General features: G+C 61.3%; 22 protein-coding genes. 3 read left to right on the top strand and 19 right to left on the bottom strand.

The window, feature by feature from the left end; translation table 11 throughout:
- From hisS to trmJ, 16 genes are all read right to left on the bottom strand, one after another.
- Nucleotides 1–1278 carry a histidine--tRNA ligase gene (gene hisS, locus OKC29_RS00340; RefSeq protein WP_011705646.1) on the bottom strand — a complete coding sequence of 426 codons (1278 nt, stop codon included), beginning with the start codon at nucleotides 1276–1278 and terminating at the stop codon, nucleotides 1–3.
- A gap of 138 nt (nucleotides 1279–1416) precedes the next feature.
- On the bottom strand, nucleotides 1417–2532 hold the full coding sequence (ispG, locus tag OKC29_RS00335; RefSeq protein WP_016350405.1) for a flavodoxin-dependent (E)-4-hydroxy-3-methylbut-2-enyl-diphosphate synthase: 1116 nt from the start codon (nucleotides 2530–2532) through the stop codon (nucleotides 1417–1419).
- Between the two features lie 10 nt (nucleotides 2533–2542).
- Nucleotides 2543–3481: a cytoskeleton protein RodZ gene (rodZ, locus tag OKC29_RS00330; RefSeq protein WP_073349805.1), complete on the bottom strand. Its 939-nt coding sequence runs from the start codon at nucleotides 3479–3481 to the stop codon at nucleotides 2543–2545.
- Nucleotides 3471–4262: a PilW family type IVa pilus biogenesis/stability lipoprotein TapF gene (tapF, locus tag OKC29_RS00325; RefSeq protein WP_073349803.1), complete on the bottom strand. Its 792-nt coding sequence runs from the start codon at nucleotides 4260–4262 to the stop codon at nucleotides 3471–3473. Before tapF ends, rodZ begins: the two co-directional genes overlap by 11 nt.
- A gap of 12 nt (nucleotides 4263–4274) precedes the next feature.
- Nucleotides 4275–5378, bottom strand: coding sequence for a bifunctional tRNA (adenosine(37)-C2)-methyltransferase TrmG/ribosomal RNA large subunit methyltransferase RlmN (locus OKC29_RS00320; RefSeq protein WP_011705642.1), 1104 nt, complete (start codon nucleotides 5376–5378; stop codon nucleotides 4275–4277).
- Nucleotides 5379–5546: 168 nt separating this feature from the next.
- Nucleotides 5547–5975 (bottom strand): nucleoside-diphosphate kinase, encoded by a 429-nt coding sequence (gene ndk, locus OKC29_RS00315; protein WP_011705641.1) that lies wholly within the window; start codon nucleotides 5973–5975, stop codon nucleotides 5547–5549.
- 269 nt (nucleotides 5976–6244) lie between these two features.
- Nucleotides 6245–7528, bottom strand: a complete 1284-nt coding sequence (gene pepB, locus OKC29_RS00310) for an aminopeptidase PepB (RefSeq protein WP_073349801.1) — start codon at nucleotides 7526–7528, stop codon at nucleotides 6245–6247.
- A complete protein-coding gene (gene pepB, locus OKC29_RS00305) occupies nucleotides 7525–8826 on the bottom strand; it encodes an aminopeptidase PepB (protein ID WP_073349799.1) in 1302 nt (433 codons plus the stop codon). Before pepB (OKC29_RS00305) ends, pepB (OKC29_RS00310) begins: the two co-directional genes overlap by 4 nt.
- Nucleotides 8827–8983: 157 nt before the next feature.
- A complete protein-coding gene (gene fdx / locus OKC29_RS00300; protein ID WP_005299781.1) occupies nucleotides 8984–9322 on the bottom strand; it encodes an ISC system 2Fe-2S type ferredoxin in 339 nt (112 codons plus the stop codon).
- Nucleotide 9323: 1 nt separating this feature from the next.
- Nucleotides 9324–11171 (bottom strand): Fe-S protein assembly chaperone HscA, encoded by a 1848-nt coding sequence (hscA, locus tag OKC29_RS00295; protein ID WP_073349797.1) that lies wholly within the window; start codon nucleotides 11169–11171, stop codon nucleotides 9324–9326.
- Nucleotides 11172–11199: 28 nt separating this feature from the next.
- Nucleotides 11200–11718 (bottom strand): co-chaperone HscB, encoded by a 519-nt coding sequence (hscB, locus tag OKC29_RS00290; protein ID WP_016350399.1) that lies wholly within the window; start codon nucleotides 11716–11718, stop codon nucleotides 11200–11202.
- A gap of 122 nt (nucleotides 11719–11840) precedes the next feature.
- Nucleotides 11841–12164 (bottom strand): iron-sulfur cluster assembly protein IscA, encoded by a 324-nt coding sequence (gene iscA, locus OKC29_RS00285; RefSeq protein WP_011705636.1) that lies wholly within the window; start codon nucleotides 12162–12164, stop codon nucleotides 11841–11843.
- Between the two features lie 15 nt (nucleotides 12165–12179).
- Nucleotides 12180–12563 (bottom strand): Fe-S cluster assembly scaffold IscU, encoded by a 384-nt coding sequence (gene iscU, locus OKC29_RS00280; RefSeq protein ID WP_005299770.1) that lies wholly within the window; start codon nucleotides 12561–12563, stop codon nucleotides 12180–12182.
- A 41-nt stretch (nucleotides 12564–12604) separates the two neighbouring features.
- The gene (locus tag OKC29_RS00275) at nucleotides 12605–13819 is read right to left on the bottom strand and encodes an IscS subfamily cysteine desulfurase (RefSeq protein WP_073349795.1); all 1215 of its coding nucleotides are present in this window, start codon (nucleotides 13817–13819) and stop codon (nucleotides 12605–12607) included.
- A gap of 57 nt (nucleotides 13820–13876) precedes the next feature.
- Nucleotides 13877–14380 carry a Fe-S cluster assembly transcriptional regulator IscR gene (iscR, locus tag OKC29_RS00270; RefSeq protein WP_011705634.1) on the bottom strand — a complete coding sequence of 168 codons (504 nt, stop codon included), beginning with the start codon at nucleotides 14378–14380 and terminating at the stop codon, nucleotides 13877–13879.
- Nucleotides 14381–14473: 93 nt separating this feature from the next.
- Entirely contained in the window at nucleotides 14474–15199 is a 726-nt protein-coding gene (trmJ, locus tag OKC29_RS00265) for a tRNA (cytosine(32)/uridine(32)-2'-O)-methyltransferase TrmJ (protein ID WP_073349794.1), read from the bottom strand.
- A 179-nt stretch (nucleotides 15200–15378) separates the two neighbouring features.
- Between trmJ and OKC29_RS00260 the strand changes: the two genes are divergently transcribed.
- On the top strand, nucleotides 15379–15795 hold the full coding sequence (locus tag OKC29_RS00260; RefSeq protein WP_073349792.1) for a hypothetical protein: 417 nt from the start codon (nucleotides 15379–15381) through the stop codon (nucleotides 15793–15795).
- Here OKC29_RS00260 and ubiT read toward each other — a convergent pair.
- Nucleotides 15742–16281: a ubiquinone anaerobic biosynthesis accessory factor UbiT gene (gene ubiT, locus OKC29_RS00255; protein ID WP_039214938.1), complete on the bottom strand. Its 540-nt coding sequence runs from the start codon at nucleotides 16279–16281 to the stop codon at nucleotides 15742–15744. The genes OKC29_RS00260 and ubiT overlap by 54 nt on opposite strands.
- A gap of 189 nt (nucleotides 16282–16470) precedes the next feature.
- Between ubiT and ubiU the strand changes: the two genes are divergently transcribed.
- Both ubiU and OKC29_RS00245 read left to right on the top strand, forming a co-directional pair.
- Nucleotides 16471–17466 (top strand): ubiquinone anaerobic biosynthesis protein UbiU, encoded by a 996-nt coding sequence (ubiU, locus tag OKC29_RS00250; protein ID WP_073349790.1) that lies wholly within the window; start codon nucleotides 16471–16473, stop codon nucleotides 17464–17466.
- A gap of 12 nt (nucleotides 17467–17478) precedes the next feature.
- A complete protein-coding gene (locus OKC29_RS00245; RefSeq protein WP_073349787.1) occupies nucleotides 17479–18351 on the top strand; it encodes a U32 family peptidase in 873 nt (290 codons plus the stop codon).
- A gap of 115 nt (nucleotides 18352–18466) precedes the next feature.
- Here the strand turns inward: OKC29_RS00245 and nlpI are convergent, their stop codons facing one another.
- Both nlpI and OKC29_RS00235 read right to left on the bottom strand, forming a co-directional pair.
- The gene (gene nlpI, locus OKC29_RS00240; protein ID WP_280940144.1) at nucleotides 18467–19414 is read right to left on the bottom strand and encodes a lipoprotein NlpI; all 948 of its coding nucleotides are present in this window, start codon (nucleotides 19412–19414) and stop codon (nucleotides 18467–18469) included.
- 90 nt (nucleotides 19415–19504) lie between these two features.
- Nucleotides 19505–19873, bottom strand: coding sequence for a rhodanese-like domain-containing protein (locus OKC29_RS00235; RefSeq protein ID WP_017410225.1), 369 nt, complete (start codon nucleotides 19871–19873; stop codon nucleotides 19505–19507).
- Nucleotides 19874–19902: the final 29 nt, after the last annotated feature.

Genomic DNA, 19902 nt, shown 5'->3' with positions numbered 1-19902 from the left:
TTACTCTCCTTTGGCTGCCAGCAGGGCAATGGCGGCGTCGACCGTGACGGTCTGTTGCTCGGCCTGGCCACGCAGATATTTGATGGTGATCTCCCCGTTTTGCACCTCGGTCTCGCCAAGGATCAGGGCAATGGCCGCGCCGCTCTTGTCGGCACGCTTGAGTTGTTTCTTGAAGTTGCCGCCGCCGCAGTGGCTCATCAGGCGCAAGTCAGGCAGGGCATCGCGCAGCCGCTCGGCCAGCTGGAAACCGGCCTGTTCAGTGCCCTCGCCCACCATGGCCAGGTAGACATCCACCGCCGGGCGGATATCACCGTTGAGTTCGAGGGTCTCGAGCATCAGCACCAGTCGCTCCATGCCCATGGCGAAACCCACCGCCGGCGTCGGTTGACCACCCAGCTGCTCCACCAGACCATCGTAACGACCACCGGCACAGACGGTGCCCTGAGCCCCCAGGCTGTTGGTGACCCACTCGAACACGGTGAGGTTGTAGTAGTCGAGGCCACGTACCAGCCGCTCGTTCACTTCATACTGGATGCCGGCGGATTCGAGCAGGCGCTTGAGCCCCTCGAAGTGGGCCAGGCTCTCTTCGCCCAGGTGATCGAACAGACGCGGGGCACCGACCAGAATGGCTTGTACCTTCTCGTCCTTGGAGTCGAGCACCCGCAGCGGGTTGCTGTACATGCGGCGCTGGCTCTCTTCGTCCAGCTGATCCTTGTACTGCTCCAGGTAGGCCACCAGCGCATCGCGGTAGGCGGCGCGCTCGCTGCTCTGACCGAGGGTGTTGAGCTGCAGGGTCACGTGTTCGCTGATGCCGAACAGACGCCACAGGCGGTGGGTCAGCATGATCAACTCGGCATCGATGTCCGGCCCGTTGATGCCGAACAGTTCGACCCCGAACTGGTGGAACTGGCGATAGCGGCCCTTCTGGGGACGCTCGTGACGGAACATGGGGCCCATGTACCACATCCGGCGTTCCTGGTTGTAAAGCAGACCGTGCTCGATGCCGGCCCGCACGCAGCTGGCGGTGCCTTCCGGGCGCAGGCTCAGGCTATCGCCGTTGCGGTCTTCAAAGGTGTACATCTCTTTTTCGACCACGTCGGTCACTTCACCGATGGCGCGCTTGAACAGATGGGTCTGCTCGACAATCGGCATGCGCACTTCGCTGTAGCCATAGCTGGCCACGACCTGGCGCAGGATCTGTTCTACTTTCTGCCATACCGGGCTCTGCTCCGGCAGGCAATCATTCATACCGCGAATAGCTTGGATCTGTTTTGCCACGTTGATACTCGAGAAAAAGAGGTAAAATTTGGCCGCATTATAGGGATTTTCGACCCCGAGGTAAAATCAGGGTATTCCAATGCGGGATGTAAAATCAGCAACCTAAAGACAGGGCCACCCTGAGTGGCCCTTGGTTGCTCAACCCTCGTCCACCTGGATCTGGTTGGCCGGATCCAGCATGGCGGCCCGGGCGCGAATGCGGCGCTCCAGGGTCGGGATGAGATCCTTGTTGTCGAGCCGGTCCACCCGCTGACCACCCTCGTAGAAGGCGCTCTTGTTGGCCGCCCCCGCCAGACCCAGATCCGAGACCAGCGCCTCGCCAGGGCCGTTCACCACGCAACCGATGATGGAGACATCCATCGGGGTGATGATGTCTTCCAGCCGCTCTTCCAGTGCGTTGACCGTGCCGATGACGTCGAACTCCTGGCGAGAGCAGGAGGGACAGGCGATGAAGTTGATGCCGCGAGAGCGGATGCGCAGGGATTTCAAAATGTCGAAACCCACCTTGATCTCTTCCACCGGATCGGCGGCCAGCGAGATGCGCAGGGTGTCGCCGATGCCTTCGCTCAGCAGCATGCCAAGGCCGATGGCGGACTTCACCGCGCCAGCGCGAAAACCGCCCGCCTCGGTGATGCCCAAATGCAGCGGCTGTTCAATCTGCTTGGCCAGCAGGCGATAGGCGCCGACGGCCAGGAAGACGTCGGACGCCTTGACGCTCACCTTGAAGTTGTCGAAGTTCAGGCGATCCAGATAGTCCACGTGGCGCATAGCTGACTCGAGCAACGCCTCCGGGGTCGGTTCACCGTACTTCTCCTGAATGTCTTTCTCCAGCGAGCCGCCGTTGACGCCGATGCGGATCGGGATGTTGTAGTGACGGGCACAGTCGACCACGGCGCGTACCCGCTCCTCGTTGCCGATGTTGCCCGGGTTGATGCGCAGGCAATCGGCACCGTACTCGGCCACTTTCAGGGCGATACGGTAGTCGAAGTGGATATCGGCGACGATGGGAATACGGGTCTGCTGCTTGATGAGCTTGAAGGCTTCCGCCGCTTCCATGGTGGGCACCGAGACCCGCACGATGTCGGCGCCAACCCGCTCGATCCGCTGGATCTGCTCGACGGTGGCGGCCACGTCCGTGGTCTTGGTGTTGGTCATGGTCTGCACCGTGATGGGGGCATCGCCCCCAACCGGTACATTACCGACCATGATCTGCCTGGATTTACGACGAATGATGGGAGATTCGTGAGCGGACATGGCGGACAGATTACTCCTGCGGCAGTGAGAGGCGAGCAGTCCGGCCGTTGTTGTAACGGCTCATGTCGATGGACTTGCCCTGATATTCGATATTGACGGCCATGGGCGCACCAATGATGAATTTGAGCGGCTCGGGTCCTTCCAGTACCAGTTCGTCATTGGCCTTCTTGAGGCCGCTGAACAGGGTCTTGCCCTTGGCATCCTTGACATCCAGCCAGCAGTCGGCGGTGAAGCTCATCTTCAGCTGGGGCACCTTGGCCGGCTCGCTCGCGGCGGTGTCGGCAGCCGGTTGCGTGGCAGTGGCGGCAGAGGTCGCAACAGCCGTGGTCGCCACGGCGCTGCTGGCATCGACCGGCATCGTGGTCACGGCGGCGCTCGCCACGGGGTCAACCGAGGTCGCGGCCGCAGCGGAAGTTGCCGGAGCAACCACAGGGTCAGCCACGTCCACCGCCGGCGGCACGGTGGCGCTCGGGGTGTTGCTGGTTGCGCCCATTTCAGTCGCGGCCAGGGCCTCGTCACCGGCGGAGCGACGCGCCGTGCTCTGCCACCACCAAGCGACGGAGAGCGCGATCAGCACCAGGATCACCAGCCAGGTGACAACCTTGAGGCGGCTGTCGTTGGCCTGCTGACGGGAGCGACGAGAGAAGCTCTGCATGTCGATGTTGTCGGGGGGCGTCAGCCCCAGCTTGTCATAAGCCGCGAGGATGGTCTCTTCCGGGATACCGACCAGCTTGGCATAAGTACGCAGATAGCCGCGAATGAAGGTATGGGACGTATGCTTGTCATACGTATCCGATTCGATCGCGGCAATCAGGGTCAGACGAAGGTGAATGCGAGACGCAACCTGTTCTCGCGTCCAGCCGAGCTGTTCACGGGCGTTGCGCAGCAGCTGGCCTGGGCCAACTGCCTGGGAGTCGTCTTGAAAATCGTGTGGCTGTTCAGTAGTCATTGGCTAAGTAACGCTTGGCTTGTTGCGAAGTGGGATATTGCCTTACCAGCTCAGTCCCGAATTGGTGAAGTAATGCTGGTTTGTCCATGGCCTGCGCCAGCCGCAATCTCAACCAGAGACTGTTCTCGTTCTCGTCTGACACATCAGCAAAACGGGCGAGATAGGCCTGCACATCAGGCAGCTTGCCATCTTTCATGGAAAGCTCAGCCATGTCCAGCAATAACCTTGGATTGCGGGGATTATACCCCAAGGCCAAGCGATAATACTCGCTTGCTTTATCATTTCTGCGATTTTGCGCGGCGCAAAGTGCCGCGTTTTCATAGGTATCGGCAATCTTGATGTAGTTGGGCTGGCTGACGGCCTGCAGGAAGGCCTTTTCCGCCTCGTCGAAGCGACCACGATTGCAAAGGAAGGCGCCATAGTTGTTCATCGCGTCAGCATTGGACGGATCCATGGCAAGGGCTTTCTTGTAGCTCTCTTCGGCCGCCTTGAAATCCTCCACCTGCTGGTAGAAGTAGGCAAAACCGATGTAAACCTGAGGGTTGGCAGGGTCATACTGCAGCGCGCGGTCAAGATTGAACTTGGCCTGCTCGGCGTTGCCCTGTTGCAGATATTGAATACCCAAATCCAGACGGGTCTGGGCTGCCGCCTTGAGATCGGGCCCCACTTCACGCTGGGTGGAATTCTGGCCAGCGTAAGTGGTCTCGGTAACACAGCCGGGCAGCGCGCAGAGCGCTGCCACTACGATCAATGTACGTGTATCCATTCCCTGACTATACAATGGCTTAGCAAGTTAAACCATTTTGACGGAAATCCCATCCTGTTGCATCCGATTTTTCATGGTGCGCTTGGTGCGATCGATCACCTCCCCCACCAGCTGGCCACAGGCCGCATCGATGTCGTCGCCACGGGTCTTGCGCACGATGACGGTGAAGCCGTACTCCATCAAGACCTTGGAAAAACGGTCGATACGGCTGTTGCTCGGCTTGCCGTAGGGGTTGCCCGGGAAGGGGTTGAACGGGATCAGGTTGATCTTGCTCGGGGTATCCTTGAGCACCTTGGCCAGCTCGTGGGCGTGCTGCATGTCGTCATTGATATGATCGAGCAGCACATATTCCACGGTCACCCGGCCGCCGTTGGCGTTGGACTTGCCGAGGTAGCGACGAACACCGGCGAGGAACTCCTCGATGTTGTACTTGTCGTTGATCGGCATGATCTCGGAGCGCAGCTTGTCGTTAGGAGCGTGCAGAGAGATGGCCAGGGCCACGTCAATCTGGTCGCCCAGCATGTCCAGCGCCGGCACCACGCCGGAGGTGGAGATGGTCACCCGGCGCTTGGAGATGCCGTAGCCGAAGTCGTCCATCATCAGGCGCATGGCCGGTACCACGTTGGCGAGGTTGAGCAGCGGCTCGCCCATCCCCATCATCACCACGTTGGTGATGGGACGCTTGCCGCCGACGATCTTGGCGGCGCGCCATACCTGGCCGATGATCTCGGAGACTTTCAGGTTGCGGTTGAAGCCTTGCTGGGCGGTAGAGCAGAACTTGCACTCCAGGGCGCAGCCTACCTGGGAGGAGACGCACAGGGTCGCCCGATCCTCTTCCGGAATGTAGACGGTCTCCACCTCCTGACCGCCAACCTGCAGCGCCCACTTGATGGTGCCGTCGGAGGAGCGCTGTTCGCGGCTCACTTCCGGCGCCCGGATCTCGGCGATCGCCTTGAGGCGCTCGCGCAGCACCTTGTTGACGTTGTTCATCTGATCGAAATCATCACAACCAAAGTGATAGATCCACTTCATCACCTGATCTGCCCGAAACGGCTTCTCGCCCAGTTCGACGAAGAAGGCACGCATGGCATCCCGATCAAGATCCAGCAGGTTGGTTTTTGTTTCGCTCATCAAGGGCCTCAGCTCACACACTTCATAAATTATCGGCTGACCTACGTCAGGGGGCGGCATTGTACAAATTATGGGTCCGCCTTTCCACCTGGAGAATAAGTGGATATTGACTGAATGACCAAAAAACAAAAGGGAGCCGAGGCTCCCTTGGGGTTCTTTCGACAGAAATCAGCCGCGCGGGCAGATCTCGGCGTCGGAGAAGAAATAGGCGATTTCACGGGCAGCGGAGGCCGGTGCATCGGAGCCGTGCACGGCGTTGCGGTCGATGCTCTCGGCGAAGCAGGCGCGCAGGGTACCGGCCAGGGCCTCTTTCGGGTTGGTGGCGCCCATGATTTCACGGTGACGACGGATGGCCTCTTCGCCTTCCAGCACCTGGATCATGACGGGGCCGGAGGTCATGAAGCTGACCAGACCGTCATAGAAAGGCTTGCCCTGGTGCTCGGCATAGAAACCGGCGGCTTGCTCGCTGCTCATGTGCAGCATTTTTGCGGCGATGACTTTCAGGCCAGCGCTCTCGAAACGGTTGTAGATGGCACCGATCAGGTTCTTGCTGACGGCATCCGGCTTGATGATGGAGAAGGTACGTTCGATGGCCATTGAGATCTTTCCTTAACTACAGAGATTTATTGTTAGAATCCATGTTCGGCGGCGATTATACGTAAACAAAAAGCGAAACAACACACAGAAAAGCAACTTTTTATTAAACAAATTCTTCCCTAAAACAACATCACCACTCATCTTGGCCCAGGCTGGCAGGAAAAAATGTGCGCTTGTGCACGATAGTCGTGTTAACCCCCTGAAACCCAGGCTATTGCTCACCCTCCCCCTGTCGAAAGGGCACCCGCAGGTGCCCTTGTCGTTGTCGGTCAGCGGACCTCCGCCATCAGGGTGTGGGCGATGGTGCGCATCCCCAGGGTGTTGGCCCCCGGTGCCCACAGGTTGTCGCCGTTCTCGCTGAAACAGGCGGCGAGATCGACGTGCAGCCAGCCCTGCCCCTCATTGGCGACGAAGCGGGAGAGGAAGCCCGCCGCGTTGGAGGCACCACCCGGACCGCCACCAGGCACGGGCCGGCTGTTGGCGGTGTCGGCATAGTGGGACGGGCACTGCTGGCGATGCCAGGGTTCCAGCGGCAGCGGCCAGGCGGGTTCCTGTTCGGCATCCGCATAACCCATGGCGCGGCTCACCAGCCCCTTGTCCAGCCCGAACAGGGCGTTGTAACGCCCCCCCAGCGCCATCACCGCCGCCCCGGTGAGGGTCGCGGCGTCGATGACCAGCGGGGCGCCGGAATCCCCGGCCAGCTGCAGGCCGTCGGCCAGCACCAGTCGCCCCTCGGCGTCGGTGTTGACGATCTCCACCGTGGTGCCGTTCTTGTAGGTGAGGATGTCACCCAGCTTGTAGGCGTGGCCGGAGACCAGGTTCTCGGCGCAGCAGAGGATGAGCTTCACCCGCTTGTCGAGGCCACGCAGAATGGCCAGCGCCAGGGCGCCGGTGACGATGGCGGCACCGCCCATGTCGTGCTTCATGGTCAGCATGCCCTGAGAGGTCTTCATGGAGTAGCCGCCAGAGTCGAAGGTGATGCCCTTGCCCACCAGCGCTGCCGCCACCGGGGCTTTGGGATCCTTGCTCGGGTTGAAGTCCAGCTCCAACAGCACGGGCTCGCGCTCGCTGCCACGGCCGACCTGGTAGAGACCGACCCAGCCCGCCTGCTGCAAGGCTTCGCCCTTGAGGATGCGATGACTGATCCGGTCCGGCGCCAGCTCGGTGATGAAGGCGGCAGCTTCAACCGCCAGCTCCAGCGGCCCCAGCTGTTCCGGCGTGGCATTGGTCATCTCCCGCACCCAGCGCCCGCACAGCCAGCGCGCCTCCAGCTCCTCTCGATCCTCCTCGGATGAAGTGGCCCACTGCAGTTCGACCTCCACCTTGGGGGTCTGCAGCCCTTGGGCAAAGGCCCACTGCTGCTCGCGCTCCCAGTGACCGGCCAGCACCACCTGCTGGATCCCCTGACTGCACAGACGCCGTGCCGCCTGCTGGATATCCAGCAAGGGGCTGGCGGTCACCAGATGGATCACCATGCCGTCGGCGCGGTGGGAGAGCAGCGCCCCCTCCCCCCACTCGGCCGGTGCAAACTCTCGGCTCAACCAGACGTTCATGCGCTCACCTCCTGCAACCAACGAGCGATGGTACGCAGACCGTGACCCTTGGCACCGGTCGCCCACAGATCATTGCCCGATTTTTGATAGGAAGCAGCCAGGTCCAGGTGCACCCAGCCCTTGCCTTCGTCACGCACAAAGCGCGACAGGAAGGCCGCCGCGGTGGTGGCACCGGCGGTGCCTTCGGCGGACGCCACGTTGCCCAACTCGGCAAAGGCGGAGGTGAGCTGACCCGCGTGCCAGGGCTCCAGCGGCAGCACCCAGGCTTGCTCGTTTTCGGCTTTGGCGGCTGCCAGCGCGCGGGCCTGCTCGGCCTCATCGAGGGCAAACACGGCGTTGTAGTCGCGGCCCAGCGCGGTCTTGGCAGCACCGGTCAGGGTAGCGGCGTCGAGGATGTAGGCAGCCCCGCTTTCGCTCGCGGCCAGCAGGCCGTCAGCCAGTACCAGGCGGCCTTCCGCGTCGGTGTTCTGGATCTCGACCGAGATGCCGTTGCGATAGGTGAGGATGTCGCCGAGCTTGAAGGCATGGCCGGAGACCAGGTTCTCGGCACAGCATAGGATCAGTTTCACCCGCTTGTTCAGGCCGCGGCTGATGGCCAGCGCCAGCGCACCGGTCACCATGGCGGCGCCGCCCATATCGGACTTCATCGGCAGCATGTTGTCGGAAGACTTCATGGAGTAGCCGCCGGAATCGAAAGTGATCCCCTTGCCCACCAGCGCCGCCAGCACGGGGGCATTGGCATCCCCGGTCGGGTTGTAGTCGAGCTCCAGCAGCACCGGCTCGCGCTCGCTGCCGCGGCCCACCGACCAGATCCCGATGTGACCGGCCTCCTGCAGCGCCTCCCCGGCGGTAATGCGGGCAGTCACCTTGTCACCGGCGAGACTGCGGATGAGCAGCAGGGCGGATTCCGCCAGGCTCATGGGGTAGATCTCCTGCGGGCACCCGTTGGTCACCTCGCGCACCCAGCGGGTCGCTTTGAGCAAAGTCGCCAGCTCGGCAGCCTCCTGATCGCTTTGCTCGCCGAAATCGAGCTCGCGAACCCCCTTGGCGGCATAGAAGCCTTGGGCAAAGGCGTAGCGACGCTCCCCATTCCAGCCCTCACCCACCAGCTTGACGCGCTTGATGCCGCTCGCCTCGAGGCGTCTGGCAGCGCGCTGGATGGCGCGCAGCGCCTCCTTCTCCTGGCCGCAGCCCAGATGGAGATGGGCTTCGTCTCCGTTGAAACTGAGCAGGGCACCCTCGCCCCAGTGGGCGGCAGCAGCCTGGGAAGACAACCGTACGTTCATCATGTCAGCCATGTTCTCTTGCTTCCTTTTTATTGGCACTTTCATCAACGAATAGGGAAATCACGGGCACAAAAAAGGCCGCTCCCTCAAGGGTCACGGCCTTCACCATATCATTACTGCACCACGAGATGCTGCACGCGCAATTCACTCATGTGTAATTAAGGGGTCATCAGTGGCGCTCAGACGCCAGATTCAGGGTGTACTTGGGCAGTTCCACCACCAGATCCTCGTCCGCCAGTCTGGCCTGGCAGCTGAGACGGGATTCCGGCTCCAGCCCCCACGCCTTGTCCAGCATGTCGTCTTCCAGCTCGTCGCTCGGCTCGAGGGAGTCGAAGCCTTCACGCACCACGCAGTGGCAGGTGGTACAGGCACAGGACTTCTCGCAGGCATGCTCGATCTCGATGCCGTTGCGCAGCGCGATGTCCAGAATGGTTTCACCGGTCGCGCCTTCGAGGGCCGCGCCGTCCGGACAAAGCTCGGGATGGGGCAGAATAATCAGTTTTGGCATATTACACCTTGTTGACGTTTTGTCCGGTCAGCACCTTGCGGATGGAGGCATCCATCCGGCGGGCTGCAAATTCGCCACTGGCAGCATCCGCCGCCTCGATGGCCTCTTTGATCTGGTTGGTGGTGCCCGTGCTGCGCATGGTCAGCAGATGGGCGATGGCGGCATCCAGCTCGGCCCGCTCGGCGGGGCTCAATAAAGCCTCGCCATCGGCAGCCAGCGCGGCGTTGAGACTCTCGACCACCCGGTCGGCCTCGACCTGCTGCTCCGCCAGCATGCGGGCGTCCATGTCCTGCTGGGCATTGGCGATGGAGGCGCTCAGCATGTTGAGGATGTCATCCTCACCCAGTCCATAGGAGGGCTTGACCTGGATCTCGGCCTGCACGCCGGAGGATTTCTCCATGGCGCTGACCGACAGCAGACCGTCCGCATCCACCTGGAAGGTGACGCGAATGTGGGCGGCGCCGGCCGCCATGGGCGGAATGCCGGTCAGGGTGAAGCGGGCCAGGGAGCGGCAATCGGCCACCAGCTCGCGCTCGCCCTGCACCACGTGGATCGCCATCGCGGTCTGGCCATCCTTGAAGGTGGTGAACTCCTGGGCACGGGCCACCGGAATGGTGGTATTGCGCGGGATCACCTTCTCGGCGAGACCGCCCATGGTCTCAAGACCCAGGGAGAGCGGGATCACGTCCAGCAGCAGCATCTCGGCGTCGGGCTTGTTGCCCACCAGGATGTCGGCCTGGATGGCGGCACCAATGGCCACCACCTTGTCGGGATCGATGCTGGTCAAGGGCGGACGCTGGAAGAACTCGCCCACCAGCTCGCGCACCAGCGGCACCCGGGTCGAACCACCGACCATCACCACTTCCAGTACCTCCTCCTGCTCGAGCCCCGCATCGCGCAGGGCGCGGCGGCAAGCCAGCAGGGTGCGCTTGACCAGCGGCTGGATCAGCTGGTCAAACTGGCGGCGGGTGACGGTGCCTTGCCAGCCGGCAAAGGTGCAGGGAACGGCGTCGGCGTCGGTCAGACCGTGTTTGACGGCGGCGGCCACATCTAGCAGCTCGCGCTGCAGACGGGCATCCAGCTCGCCGGTCAAACCGGCTTGTTCTTTCAACCAGTCTGCCAGCAGGTGATCGAAGTCATCGCCGCCCAGGGCCGAATCGCCACCGGTGGCCATCACTTCAAACACCCCGCGATGCAGGCGCAGGATGGAGATATCGAAGGTGCCGCCACCCAGGTCATAAACGGCGATCACCCCTTCCTGACCGGAGTCGAGGCCATAGGCGATGGCGGCGGCGGTCGGTTCGTTGAGCAGGCGCAGCACGTGCAGACCGGCCAGCCGGGCCGCATCCTTGGTGCCCTGGCGCTGGGCGTCATCGAAATAGGCGGGCACGGTAATGACCACGCCGTCGAGATCGCCACCGAGGGCGGCAGCGCCCCGCTCGGCCAGTTTCTTGAGGATCTCGGCCGAGACCTGAACCGGGTTGACCAGCCCTTGACGGGTCTGCAGCTGCGGCATGCCGTTGTCGGCCGCCACGAATTGATAGGGTTGCTGGCGGGTATCGATGTCAACCAGCGCCTTGCCCATCATCCGCTTGGCGGAAACGATGGTGTTGTGCGGGTCGAGGGCGGCCTCGCGCTTGGCATCGACGCCGACCCGGATGGTGTCAGCCTGGTAATGCACGACGGAGGGCAGCAGATCACGCCCCTGCTCGTCGCAGAGGGTATCGGCCTGACCGCTGCGCACGGCGGCGACCAGCGAGTTGGTAGTGCCAAGATCGATGCCAACGGCACGTTTGTGCTGATGAGGTGCGGCGCTCTGGCCGGGCTCGGCGATTTGCAGTAATGCCATGGGTAATCAAACTTCCAGCGTTAAAGGATCAAGACTCGAACAGCGAGTCTTCGAATCGTTCCAGCTCCTCGAGGAGCTTGTCGACAAACTTGAGTTTGCGAACACAATCAGCCGCTCGCGGATCCTCGCCTGTGGCGAGGGCCTGGGTCAGCTGCTGCATCAACAACTGGTGATCATGCCTGATCTCCTGGCGAAAATCCTTGATGGCACGCTCAGGGTCAGTCTCCCCTTTCAGGTCGGCCAGCCGCTCGCGCCACTCCAGTTGCTGCATCAGAAACGCGGTATCTTGCAACGTTTGTTGCTCGCCACGAAGTTCGGTGCCACGCAGGGAGAGCAGGTACTCGGCTCGGCGCAGGGGCGCCTTGAGGGTAGTGAAGGCATCGTTGATCTGGGCGGCACGTTGCACCGCAGCCAGCTGCTCCCGCTCGGGGGCGGTGGCAAAACGATCGGGATGAAACTGGGTTTGCAACTGGCGGTAGGTCTCTGCCAGCTGACGGGTATCGAGCTCGAAGCCTTCAACCAGCCCAAACAGCTCGAAATAATTCATGCAGACCTCTTAGACACTGATGCTGCCCCCATGCCGCTCGCGCTCAGGTGGGCGAAGCGGCATGGTTGAACCGGCCGTGGCCGACCAGTTCAACGGACAAGCGATCATGTGTTGCACACATCTCAGACACTGAAGCTTTCGCCGCAACCACACTCGCCCTTGGCGTTGGGGTTGTTGAACTGGAAGCCCTCGTTGAGGCCCTCCTTGACGAAATCCAGTTCGGTGCCATCCAGGTGGATCAGACTCTTGGCATCGACGATGATCTTGACCCCGTCCTGCTCGAATACCTGATCTTCATCTGCCAGCTCATCGACGAACTCGAGCACATAGGCAAGACCCGAGCAGCCGGTGGTCTTGACGCCGAGGCGCAGGCCGATGCCCTTGCCCCGGTTGGTCAGAAACGAGGAAACCCGTGCCGCGGCGGCATCTGTCATGGTAATGGCCATACTGCGCTCCTGACCTTAGAGACCTTTCTTCTGCTTGTAATCGGCGATGGCGGCCTTGATGGCATCCTCGGCCAGAATGGAGCAGTGGATCTTCACCGGTGGCAGCGCCAGCTCTTCGGCGATGTCGGTGTTCTTGATACCGGCCGCTTCATCCAGGGTCTTGCCCTTGACCCACTCGGTCACCAGGGAGCTGGAGGCAATGGCGGAACCACAACCGTAGGTCTTGAACTTGGCATCTTCGATGATGCCATCGTCGCTGATCTTGAGTTGCAGCTTCATCACGTCACCACAGGCCGGTGCACCGACCATGCCGGTAGCGATGCTGGGATCGTTCTTGTCGAAGCCGCCTACGTTACGGGGGTTCTCGTAGTGGTCGATTACTTTTTCACTGTAAGCCATATCTAACTCCTGCTAATTCCGTTGAACACCGATCCCGCGGATCAGTGATGAGCCCATTCGACCGTGTTCAGATCGACGCCGTCCTTGTACATCTCCCACAGGGGAGACATCTCGCGCAGACGACCGATGGAGTCACGGATAAGCTTGATTGCGTAATCAATCTCTTCCTCGGTGGTGAAGCGACCCATGCTGAAACGGATGGAGCTGTGCGCCAGCTCGTCGTTCAGGCCCAGTGCGCGCAGCACGTAGGATGGCTCCAGGCTGGCCGAGGTACAGGCAGAACCGGAAGAGACAGCCAGATCCTTCAGCGCCATGATGAGGGATTCCCCTTCCACATAGGCGAAGCTGACGTTGAGGTTGCCCGGCACACGCTGTTCCAGGTCACCGTTGATGTAGACCTCTTCGATATCCTTGATGCCGTCCCACAGACGCTGACGCAGGGCCATGATGCGCTGACCTTCGCTCACCATATCTTCCTTGGCGATGCGGAAGGCTTCGCCCATGCCGACAATCTGGTGAGTCGGCAGGGTGCCGGAACGCATGCCGCGCTCGTGGCCACCACCGTGCATCTGGGCTTCCAGGCGCACACGCGGCTTGCGACGCACGTAGAGGGCACCAATGCCTTTCGGGCCGTATACCTTGTGGGCGGACATGGAGAGCAAGTCAACCTTGAGCGCTTCCACGTCGACCGGGATCTTGCCCACGCTCTGTACCGCATCCACGTGCAGCAGGATCTTGCGGGAGCGGCACAGCTCGCCAATGGCGGCAATGTTCTGCACCACGCCGATCTCGTTGTTGACGTGCATGATGCTGACCAGGATGGTGTCATCACGCAGGGCGCCTTCGATCTGTTCCAGGGTGAACAGGCCATTGGGCATCGGCTCGAGGTAGGTTACCTCATAGCCTTCGCGCTCCAGCTGGCGACAGGTATCCAGTACCGCCTTGTGTTCGGTCTTGGAGGTAACGATGTGCTTGCCCTTGCCGGCGTAGAAATGGGCGACGCCCTTGATGGCGAGGTTGTTGGATTCAGTCGCACCGGAGGTGAAGACGATCTCGCGCGGGTCGGCACCGATCAGCTCTGCCACTTGATTACGGGCCAGATCGACCGCCTCTTCGGCTTGCCAGCCAAAGCGGTGGGAACGGGAAGCTGGATTGCCGAACAGGCCATCCATGGTGAGACACTGCATCATTTTTTCTGCGACACGCGGGTCCACCGGACAGGTTGCCGAATAATCAAGGTAAATAGGCAGTTTCATGTTTTTCTCCGTTACAGCCAGGGTCATACATCGACCAGCTGTGGAAAGCACGTTTGTTTATAGTTGGACTTTCAAGCTCACATCGCCGCGTTCTGCCCGATCTACCAGGGACAACACGGTTTTCATTTGTTCATCTTGCTTGCCGGCAATCCGGCGCACATCGGCCTGATCAACCAGCTCGGCCAGGGTGATGTCCCCCAGGAAGCTGGAGATCCGCTCGCTCAGGTCACGCCACAGGGAGTGAGTGAGGCACTGGGTGCCGCCGTGGCAGCCGCCCTTGCCGAGGCACTTGGTGGCATCCACCGATTCGTCGACCGCGGTGATCACCTGACCGACCGAGATGGCATTCGGCGCCAGGCCGAGGCGATAACCGCCGCCCGGGCCACGCACGCTGCTCACCAGGCCATGCTTGCGCAGGCGGGCAAACAGCTGCTCCAGATAGGACAAGGAGATGCCCTGGCGCTCCGAAATATCAGCCAGGGGCACGGGCCCCTGCTCAGCATGCAACGCCACGTCGAGCATGGCAGTCACAGCGTAACGTCCTTTTGAGGTCAGTCTCATATGCCTTACCGTTTTGCGAACCAATCAATATGGGCATATGGTCACATACCCGACTAAATCAGTCAAGTATATGGTTGAGTAATCCAGTCGGGTTTAATCCTGCGGTCTCGGTTTTTGCACCGAGGTCAAAATGCCGCGCAAGATATTGAGTTCCACCGCTTCCGGACGAGCCCGGTTGAACAGACGGCGCAGCTTGCTCATGACCTGTCCCGGATGATCGTCGGCGATGAAGCCGGTCTTGAGCAGCGTCTGCTCCAGGTGCTGATAGAAGCCTTCCAGCTGCTCGGCGCTGGGATAGTCCACCGCCATGTCGCTCTCGCCGACCTGTTCCTGCTGCAGCCAGTGCATTCGCACCTCATAGCAGAGGGTCTGCACCGCCATGGCCAGGTTGAGGGAGCTGTACTCCGGATTGGCCGGAATGGCCACATGGTAATGGCACTTTTGCAGCTCGTCGTTGGTCAGGCCGGTGCGTTCACGGCCAAATACCAGCGCCACCGGATGCTGCATCCCCTCGGTTACCAGCTTCTCGCCCGCTTCGCGGGGGTCCAGCATGGGCCAGCTCAGGGTTCGGGAGCGGGCACTGGTACCGATGACCAGACCACAATCCGCTATGGCTTCATCCAGGGTCGACACGATACGGGCATTGGCCAGCAGATCGCTGGCACCGGCGGCCAGCGCATAGGCGTTGTCATCGGGCTGTGCTTGCGGATCAACCAGTACCATCTGGCTCAAGCCCATGGTCTTCATGGCGCGCGCCGCAGAGCCCATGTTGCCGGTGTGAGAAGTGTTTACCAACACGATACGAATCTGATCCAACATGCCCAGTCAATCTTCAGTCAAAAATGGCGCGCAATTGTAACATAGCCAATCGCTATTTTGGCACCGTAAATGGCGCGCCAATTCACAACAATGACGCCGTTTTGCAGAACAAAGCGGTATGAGGCGGGTGTGCTGACTGGCTAGACTTGAAGGATGGGAAGGTGAAAAGTGGAGGCAACATGTGCCCACGCTGGCTTTATGAGAGGTTGCCGGTCTGCTATCTGCTGGTGGCGGTCGGCATCATCCTGCTCAGCTACTCCCCGCTGCTCTGGCTGGCGGGTACCTTGCTGTTTGTCGCTGGCGCCACCGTCTGGATGATGCGATCCAGCTATCGGCGCACCGATCTGGTCATCTTCCCGACCAAACGCTGGTTCCAGCCGGAGTGGCTCTACGAAGCCCAGCCGTTCATCTGGCTGGCGCTGGGTCTGCTGCTCTCGCGCCTTCCCAACGCCGGCGCCCTGCTGGCACTGCTTCCCTGTCTGTGGGCCTGTCGCTGCCTGTGGGCTCGCAATCACTACCGCCACCATGCCGATGGGCTGGTCTCACAACTGAGGCGCAACCCCACCCGCCGGCGCAGAGTGCGCCTCTTGCGCTGATCCCGCCTTCGCCCGTTCGATGAAGGTGGCGAGATCCAGCAAGGGATAACGCACCAGGCTTGGCAAACCGTCCAGATCCAGGCTGTCCATCAGGTTTTTCACCTCCAGCCCCAGCTCGGTGTTCCCTTCAATCTTCAGCTTGCGCTGGAAGAAGAGAGAGTCGGGATCTTCCTTGCGTCCGGCAATCAGGATGAGGTCGTTGGTGGTGCCGCTGAAACAGACATCGGCCTGCTCGCAGTGACGAGCCACCACCAGCTTGCCATCCTGCTCGCTGATGAACCAGCAGAGCTCCAGATCCGAGACTTCTACCTTAAGCCACTTGCCCGCCAGAAATTCAAAGTCGCCATCTGCGATGGCCTCTTTGAACACGCTGGCCAGCAGGCGCTCCATCAGGCTCTGCTGCAAGGAAAATGGCACCAGTTTGAGAGGATGGCGCAGAATGCGGGGAGCCTGTTCGACCAGGCGACGTTGCAGTTGTTGAAACACGATAAACTCCCAGTTTTTTGCGCATTCAAGCACAGGGCCGCAGCCATGATCCTGTTGGAAATCAAACTTGTGCCCACTTACCTCAAGAAGGGTAAAGCCACACAAAGCTGCCTCAGGTCAAAAAGTGGAAGGACGCCGGTGAATACAATCGGGCCACTTTTGGATTTTTGCCCTCTCGGAGCGTACCCGATGGAATTACTCTGTCCGGCAGGCAGTTTGCCGGCACTGAAAACAGCCGTGGATAACGGGGCCGATGCGGTCTATATCGGCTTCAAGGATGACACCAACGCCCGCCATTTCGCCGGGCTCAACTTCACCGACAGCAAGCTGGAGAAAGCGGCCGACTATGTGCACCAGCATGGCCGCAAACTCCACATCGCCATCAACACCTTCGCCCACCCGGGCTCCGATGCCCGCTGGCAGCAGGCGGTGGACAAGGGCGCCGCACTGGGTGCCGATGCCCTGATCATCGCCGACCTCGCCGTGCTCGACTATGCCAGCCGCCGCTACCCGGATCTGGAACTGCACGTCTCGGTGCAGGCCAGTGCCACCAACGCCGCCGCCATCCGTTTCTACCAACAGCACTTCAACGTCGGTCGGGTGGTGTTGCCGCGCGTCCTCTCCATGCATCAGGTGAGGCAGCTGGCCCGCGAGACTGACGTCGGCCTCGAGGTGTTCGCCTTCGGCAGCCTCTGCATCATGGCGGAGGGGCGCTGCTACCTCTCCTCCTACATGACCGGCGAGAGCCCCAATACCGTCGGCGCCTGCTCACCGGCCAAGTTCGTGCGCTGGGAGGAGACCCCGAGCGGCCTCGAGTCTCGCCTCAACGAGGTGCTGATCGACCGTTACGGCCCCGGGGAAAACGCCGGCTACCCGACCCTGTGCAAGGGCCGCTTCGAGGTGGATGGCCAGACCTACCACGCGCTGGAGGAGCCCACCAGCCTCAATACCCTTGGCCTGTTGCCCGAGCTGTTCCAGACCGGTATCCAGTCGGTCAAGATTGAAGGACGCCAACGCAGCCCCGCCTATGTGGAGCAGGTCACCCGGGTCTGGCGCGCCGCCATCGACGCCTATCAGGCCAATCCGGAAGCCTATCAGGTCAAGGCCGAGTGGGATGCCCAGCTCGCCCGCGTCTCCGAGGGGAGTCAGACCACCCTCGGTGCCTATCATCGCCAGTGGCAATAAGGAGCCCTGTTCATGAAATTCTCTCTCGGCCCCCTGCTCTTCTACTGGCCCAAGGCCGACATCCAGAGCTTCTATCAGGCGGCCGCAGCCAGCCAGGCCGACATCGTCTATCTGGGGGAAACCGTCTGCAGCAAGCGCCGTGAACTGAAAGTGGACGACTGGATTGCCCTCGCCCGTCAGGTGGCCGGCTCGGGCAAGCAGGCGGTGCTCTCCACGCTGGCGCTCATCTCCGCCCCCTCCGAGCTCAAGGAGGTCAAGCGGCTGGTCGACAACGGCGAGCTGATGATCGAGGCCAACGATCTGGGAGCGGTCCAGCTCGCCAGTGAAGCCGGGCTGCCGTTCGTCTGCGGCCCCGCCATCAACGCCTACAACGCCGACGTGCTGCGCATGCTGCTCAAACAGGGGATGCAGCGCTGGGTGATGCCGGTGGAGCTATCCCGCGACTGGCTGGTGCAGCTCAATCAGGATCTGGGCAGTGCCCGCCAGCAGTTCGAGGTGGAGGTGTTCGCCTACGGCCACCTGCCGCTCGCCTACTCGGCGCGCTGCTTCACCGCCCGCTCCCTCGACCGGCCCAAGGACAACTGCGAACTGGCCTGCATCGACTACCCCACCGGCCGGCTCGCCAGCAGCCGCGAGGGGCAGAAGGTGTTCAACCTCAACGGCATCCAGACCCAGTCCGGTTATTGCTATAACCTGGGCAACGATCTGGCCGGGATGGAAGGTCTGGTGGATGTGGTGCGCCTCTCCCCCGAGGGGCTGGACACCCTGATGATGCTGGAGCGCTTCAAGGCCAATGAACAAGGGCAGGCTCCCCTGCCCCTGCAGCAGGAGCGCGACTGCAACGGCTACTGGCGCCAGATCCCCGGCATGATGCTGGCCCAATGAGCCGGCGGTGTACCATCTGACGGGGGTAACTCACACCCTAGCATCACACCCGGACAGCAAAAAGGCCTCGCAATGAGGCCTTTTCTACATCATTCAAACCGGCAACAGGGCAAGCTCAGGATGCCTGCTTGCTGCTCTTGCCCTGGGCACTCTGGGCACCGGGCGGCAGGGGTTTGCGCGCCATCAGCTCCAGTTCGAGCAGGGCATATCTGTGCTCGATGAAGTCATACACGTTGTTGGCGAGCGCCAGCTTGAAGTAGCTGATGGCTTCCTTGCGGTTGCCCTTGGCCAGTTCAAACTTGCCGAGGTAGAAGTAGGTTTCGCACAGGCGCTCGGCGAGCTCCCGGTTGTCCTTCACCCCTTTCACCACATTGCCCATCAACTGGGTGGCATTGAGTTCGCCGGTATAGAGGCGCACCAGATCCCAGTTCCAGGCATCGTCATCGTACTTGTTGAGCCGCTCGCGCATCCGGCTCATGGCGGCCGGTGCATTGAGCTTCTGTTCGGCCAGATAGAGCCAGATCACCCGGTAGGGATCTTCCGGCTGCGCCTCGTAGAAGCGCTTCATATCGGCCGCGGCCAGCTCGGGACGATTGCCGTAATAGAGCGCAATGCCACGGTTCAGGTAGGCATAGTCATAATCGGGAGCCAGCTCGAGGGCGGAATCAAATGCCTCGTAGGCCTCGTCATAATTCTGCTGCTGCACCAGATAGACACCGATGAAGTTATAGGCTTCGGCGAAATCCGGCTTCTCCCGCAGAGCGCGGTTGAAATCCAGCCGCGCCAGGGAGCGCAAGCCTACCCGGTCAAACACGACAGCACGCTCATAAAACAGTTCAGCCCGTTGCTCCGTGGTCAATTCCATCTCGCTGAGCATCTGCCCGAGTCGCGCCAACGCCAACTCGCTCTGGTAAGAGACCTGCAGGGGGGTCGCCAATACCAGTGAAGCGGGTTGCGGCTTGGGAACTTGAGGCGCTTCAACCTGACTGCTACTGCTGCAACCCCACATGGGGAGCAGCAACAGGATACCAAGGAGGTATCCAATCCCTTTCCTGACGTTCAATGAACACTCCGACGCTTACGCTTGACCCGGCATATGGTAAAGGTCAGCCGACACTTTGTCATGTGGCTGAGCCTCTCTCCCTCAAATAAATCAGGATTCGACAGGGTATCCGGCATCACACCAGCCCCGAAAGCCACCATCGACGCTGACCACCCGACCGTAGCCCATCTTCTGCAAGTTCTCCGCCACCAGAATGGAGCGAAATCCCCCACCACAATAGAGGTAGAGCTCGGTGTCGGGATCCGGATAACGGGTCTCGATGTCCCGCTCGATCACGCCACGACCGAGGTAGGTCGCCCCCGGCAGATGGCCCCTGGCCCACTCGCTCTCTTCCCGCACGTCGACCAGGTGAAAGGTGCGCCCCTCATCCTGCCAGCGTTTGATCTGGTGCACATCGGTCTCCTGCACATGGGGACGAATGGCCTCTACCAGTGCCAGAAAACGAGGATTGTGTTGCATGGCTTGCTCCTTGCCTGTTGGCCAACAGC

This window comes from Aeromonas sp. QDB34 (assembly GCF_027705405.1).
Taxonomy (GTDB): Bacteria; Pseudomonadota; Gammaproteobacteria; order Enterobacterales; family Aeromonadaceae; genus Aeromonas; species Aeromonas hydrophila.
The sequence above is the reverse complement of the archived record's forward strand: the minus strand, read 5'-3'. Positions and strand labels throughout refer to the sequence as shown.

Excerpts from the sequence above, each read along its gene's own strand:
- ispG (WP_016350405.1), bottom strand. The coding sequence starts at position 2,532 with ATGTCCGCTCACGAATCTCCCATCATTCGTCGTAAATCCAGGCAGATC.
- rodZ (WP_073349805.1), bottom strand. The coding sequence starts at position 3,481 with ATGACTACTGAACAGCCACACGATTTTCAAGACGACTCCCAGGCAGTT.
- OKC29_RS00320 (WP_011705642.1), bottom strand. The coding sequence starts at position 5,378 with ATGAGCGAAACAAAAACCAACCTGCTGGATCTTGATCGGGATGCCATG.
- ndk (WP_011705641.1), bottom strand. The coding sequence starts at position 5,975 with ATGGCCATCGAACGTACCTTCTCCATCATCAAGCCGGATGCCGTCAGC.
- pepB (WP_073349801.1), bottom strand. The coding sequence starts at position 7,528 with ATGAACGTCTGGTTGAGCCGAGAGTTTGCACCGGCCGAGTGGGGGGAG.
- pepB (WP_073349799.1), bottom strand. The coding sequence starts at position 8,826 with ATGGCTGACATGATGAACGTACGGTTGTCTTCCCAGGCTGCTGCCGCC.
- fdx (WP_005299781.1), bottom strand. The coding sequence starts at position 9,322 with ATGCCAAAACTGATTATTCTGCCCCATCCCGAGCTTTGTCCGGACGGC.
- hscA (WP_073349797.1), bottom strand. The coding sequence starts at position 11,171 with ATGGCATTACTGCAAATCGCCGAGCCCGGCCAGAGCGCCGCACCTCAT.
- hscB (WP_016350399.1), bottom strand. The coding sequence starts at position 11,718 with ATGAATTATTTCGAGCTGTTTGGGCTGGTTGAAGGCTTCGAGCTCGAT.
- iscA (WP_011705636.1), bottom strand. The coding sequence starts at position 12,164 with ATGGCCATTACCATGACAGATGCCGCCGCGGCACGGGTTTCCTCGTTT.
- iscU (WP_005299770.1), bottom strand. The coding sequence starts at position 12,563 with ATGGCTTACAGTGAAAAAGTAATCGACCACTACGAGAACCCCCGTAAC.
- OKC29_RS00275 (WP_073349795.1), bottom strand. The coding sequence starts at position 13,819 with ATGAAACTGCCTATTTACCTTGATTATTCGGCAACCTGTCCGGTGGAC.
- iscR (WP_011705634.1), bottom strand. The coding sequence starts at position 14,380 with ATGAGACTGACCTCAAAAGGACGTTACGCTGTGACTGCCATGCTCGAC.
- trmJ (WP_073349794.1), bottom strand. The coding sequence starts at position 15,199 with ATGTTGGATCAGATTCGTATCGTGTTGGTAAACACTTCTCACACCGGC.
- OKC29_RS00260 (WP_073349792.1), top strand. The coding sequence starts at position 15,379 with ATGTGCCCACGCTGGCTTTATGAGAGGTTGCCGGTCTGCTATCTGCTG.
- ubiU (WP_073349790.1), top strand. The coding sequence starts at position 16,471 with ATGGAATTACTCTGTCCGGCAGGCAGTTTGCCGGCACTGAAAACAGCC.
- OKC29_RS00245 (WP_073349787.1), top strand. The coding sequence starts at position 17,479 with ATGAAATTCTCTCTCGGCCCCCTGCTCTTCTACTGGCCCAAGGCCGAC.
- OKC29_RS00235 (WP_017410225.1), bottom strand. The coding sequence starts at position 19,873 with ATGCAACACAATCCTCGTTTTCTGGCACTGGTAGAGGCCATTCGTCCC.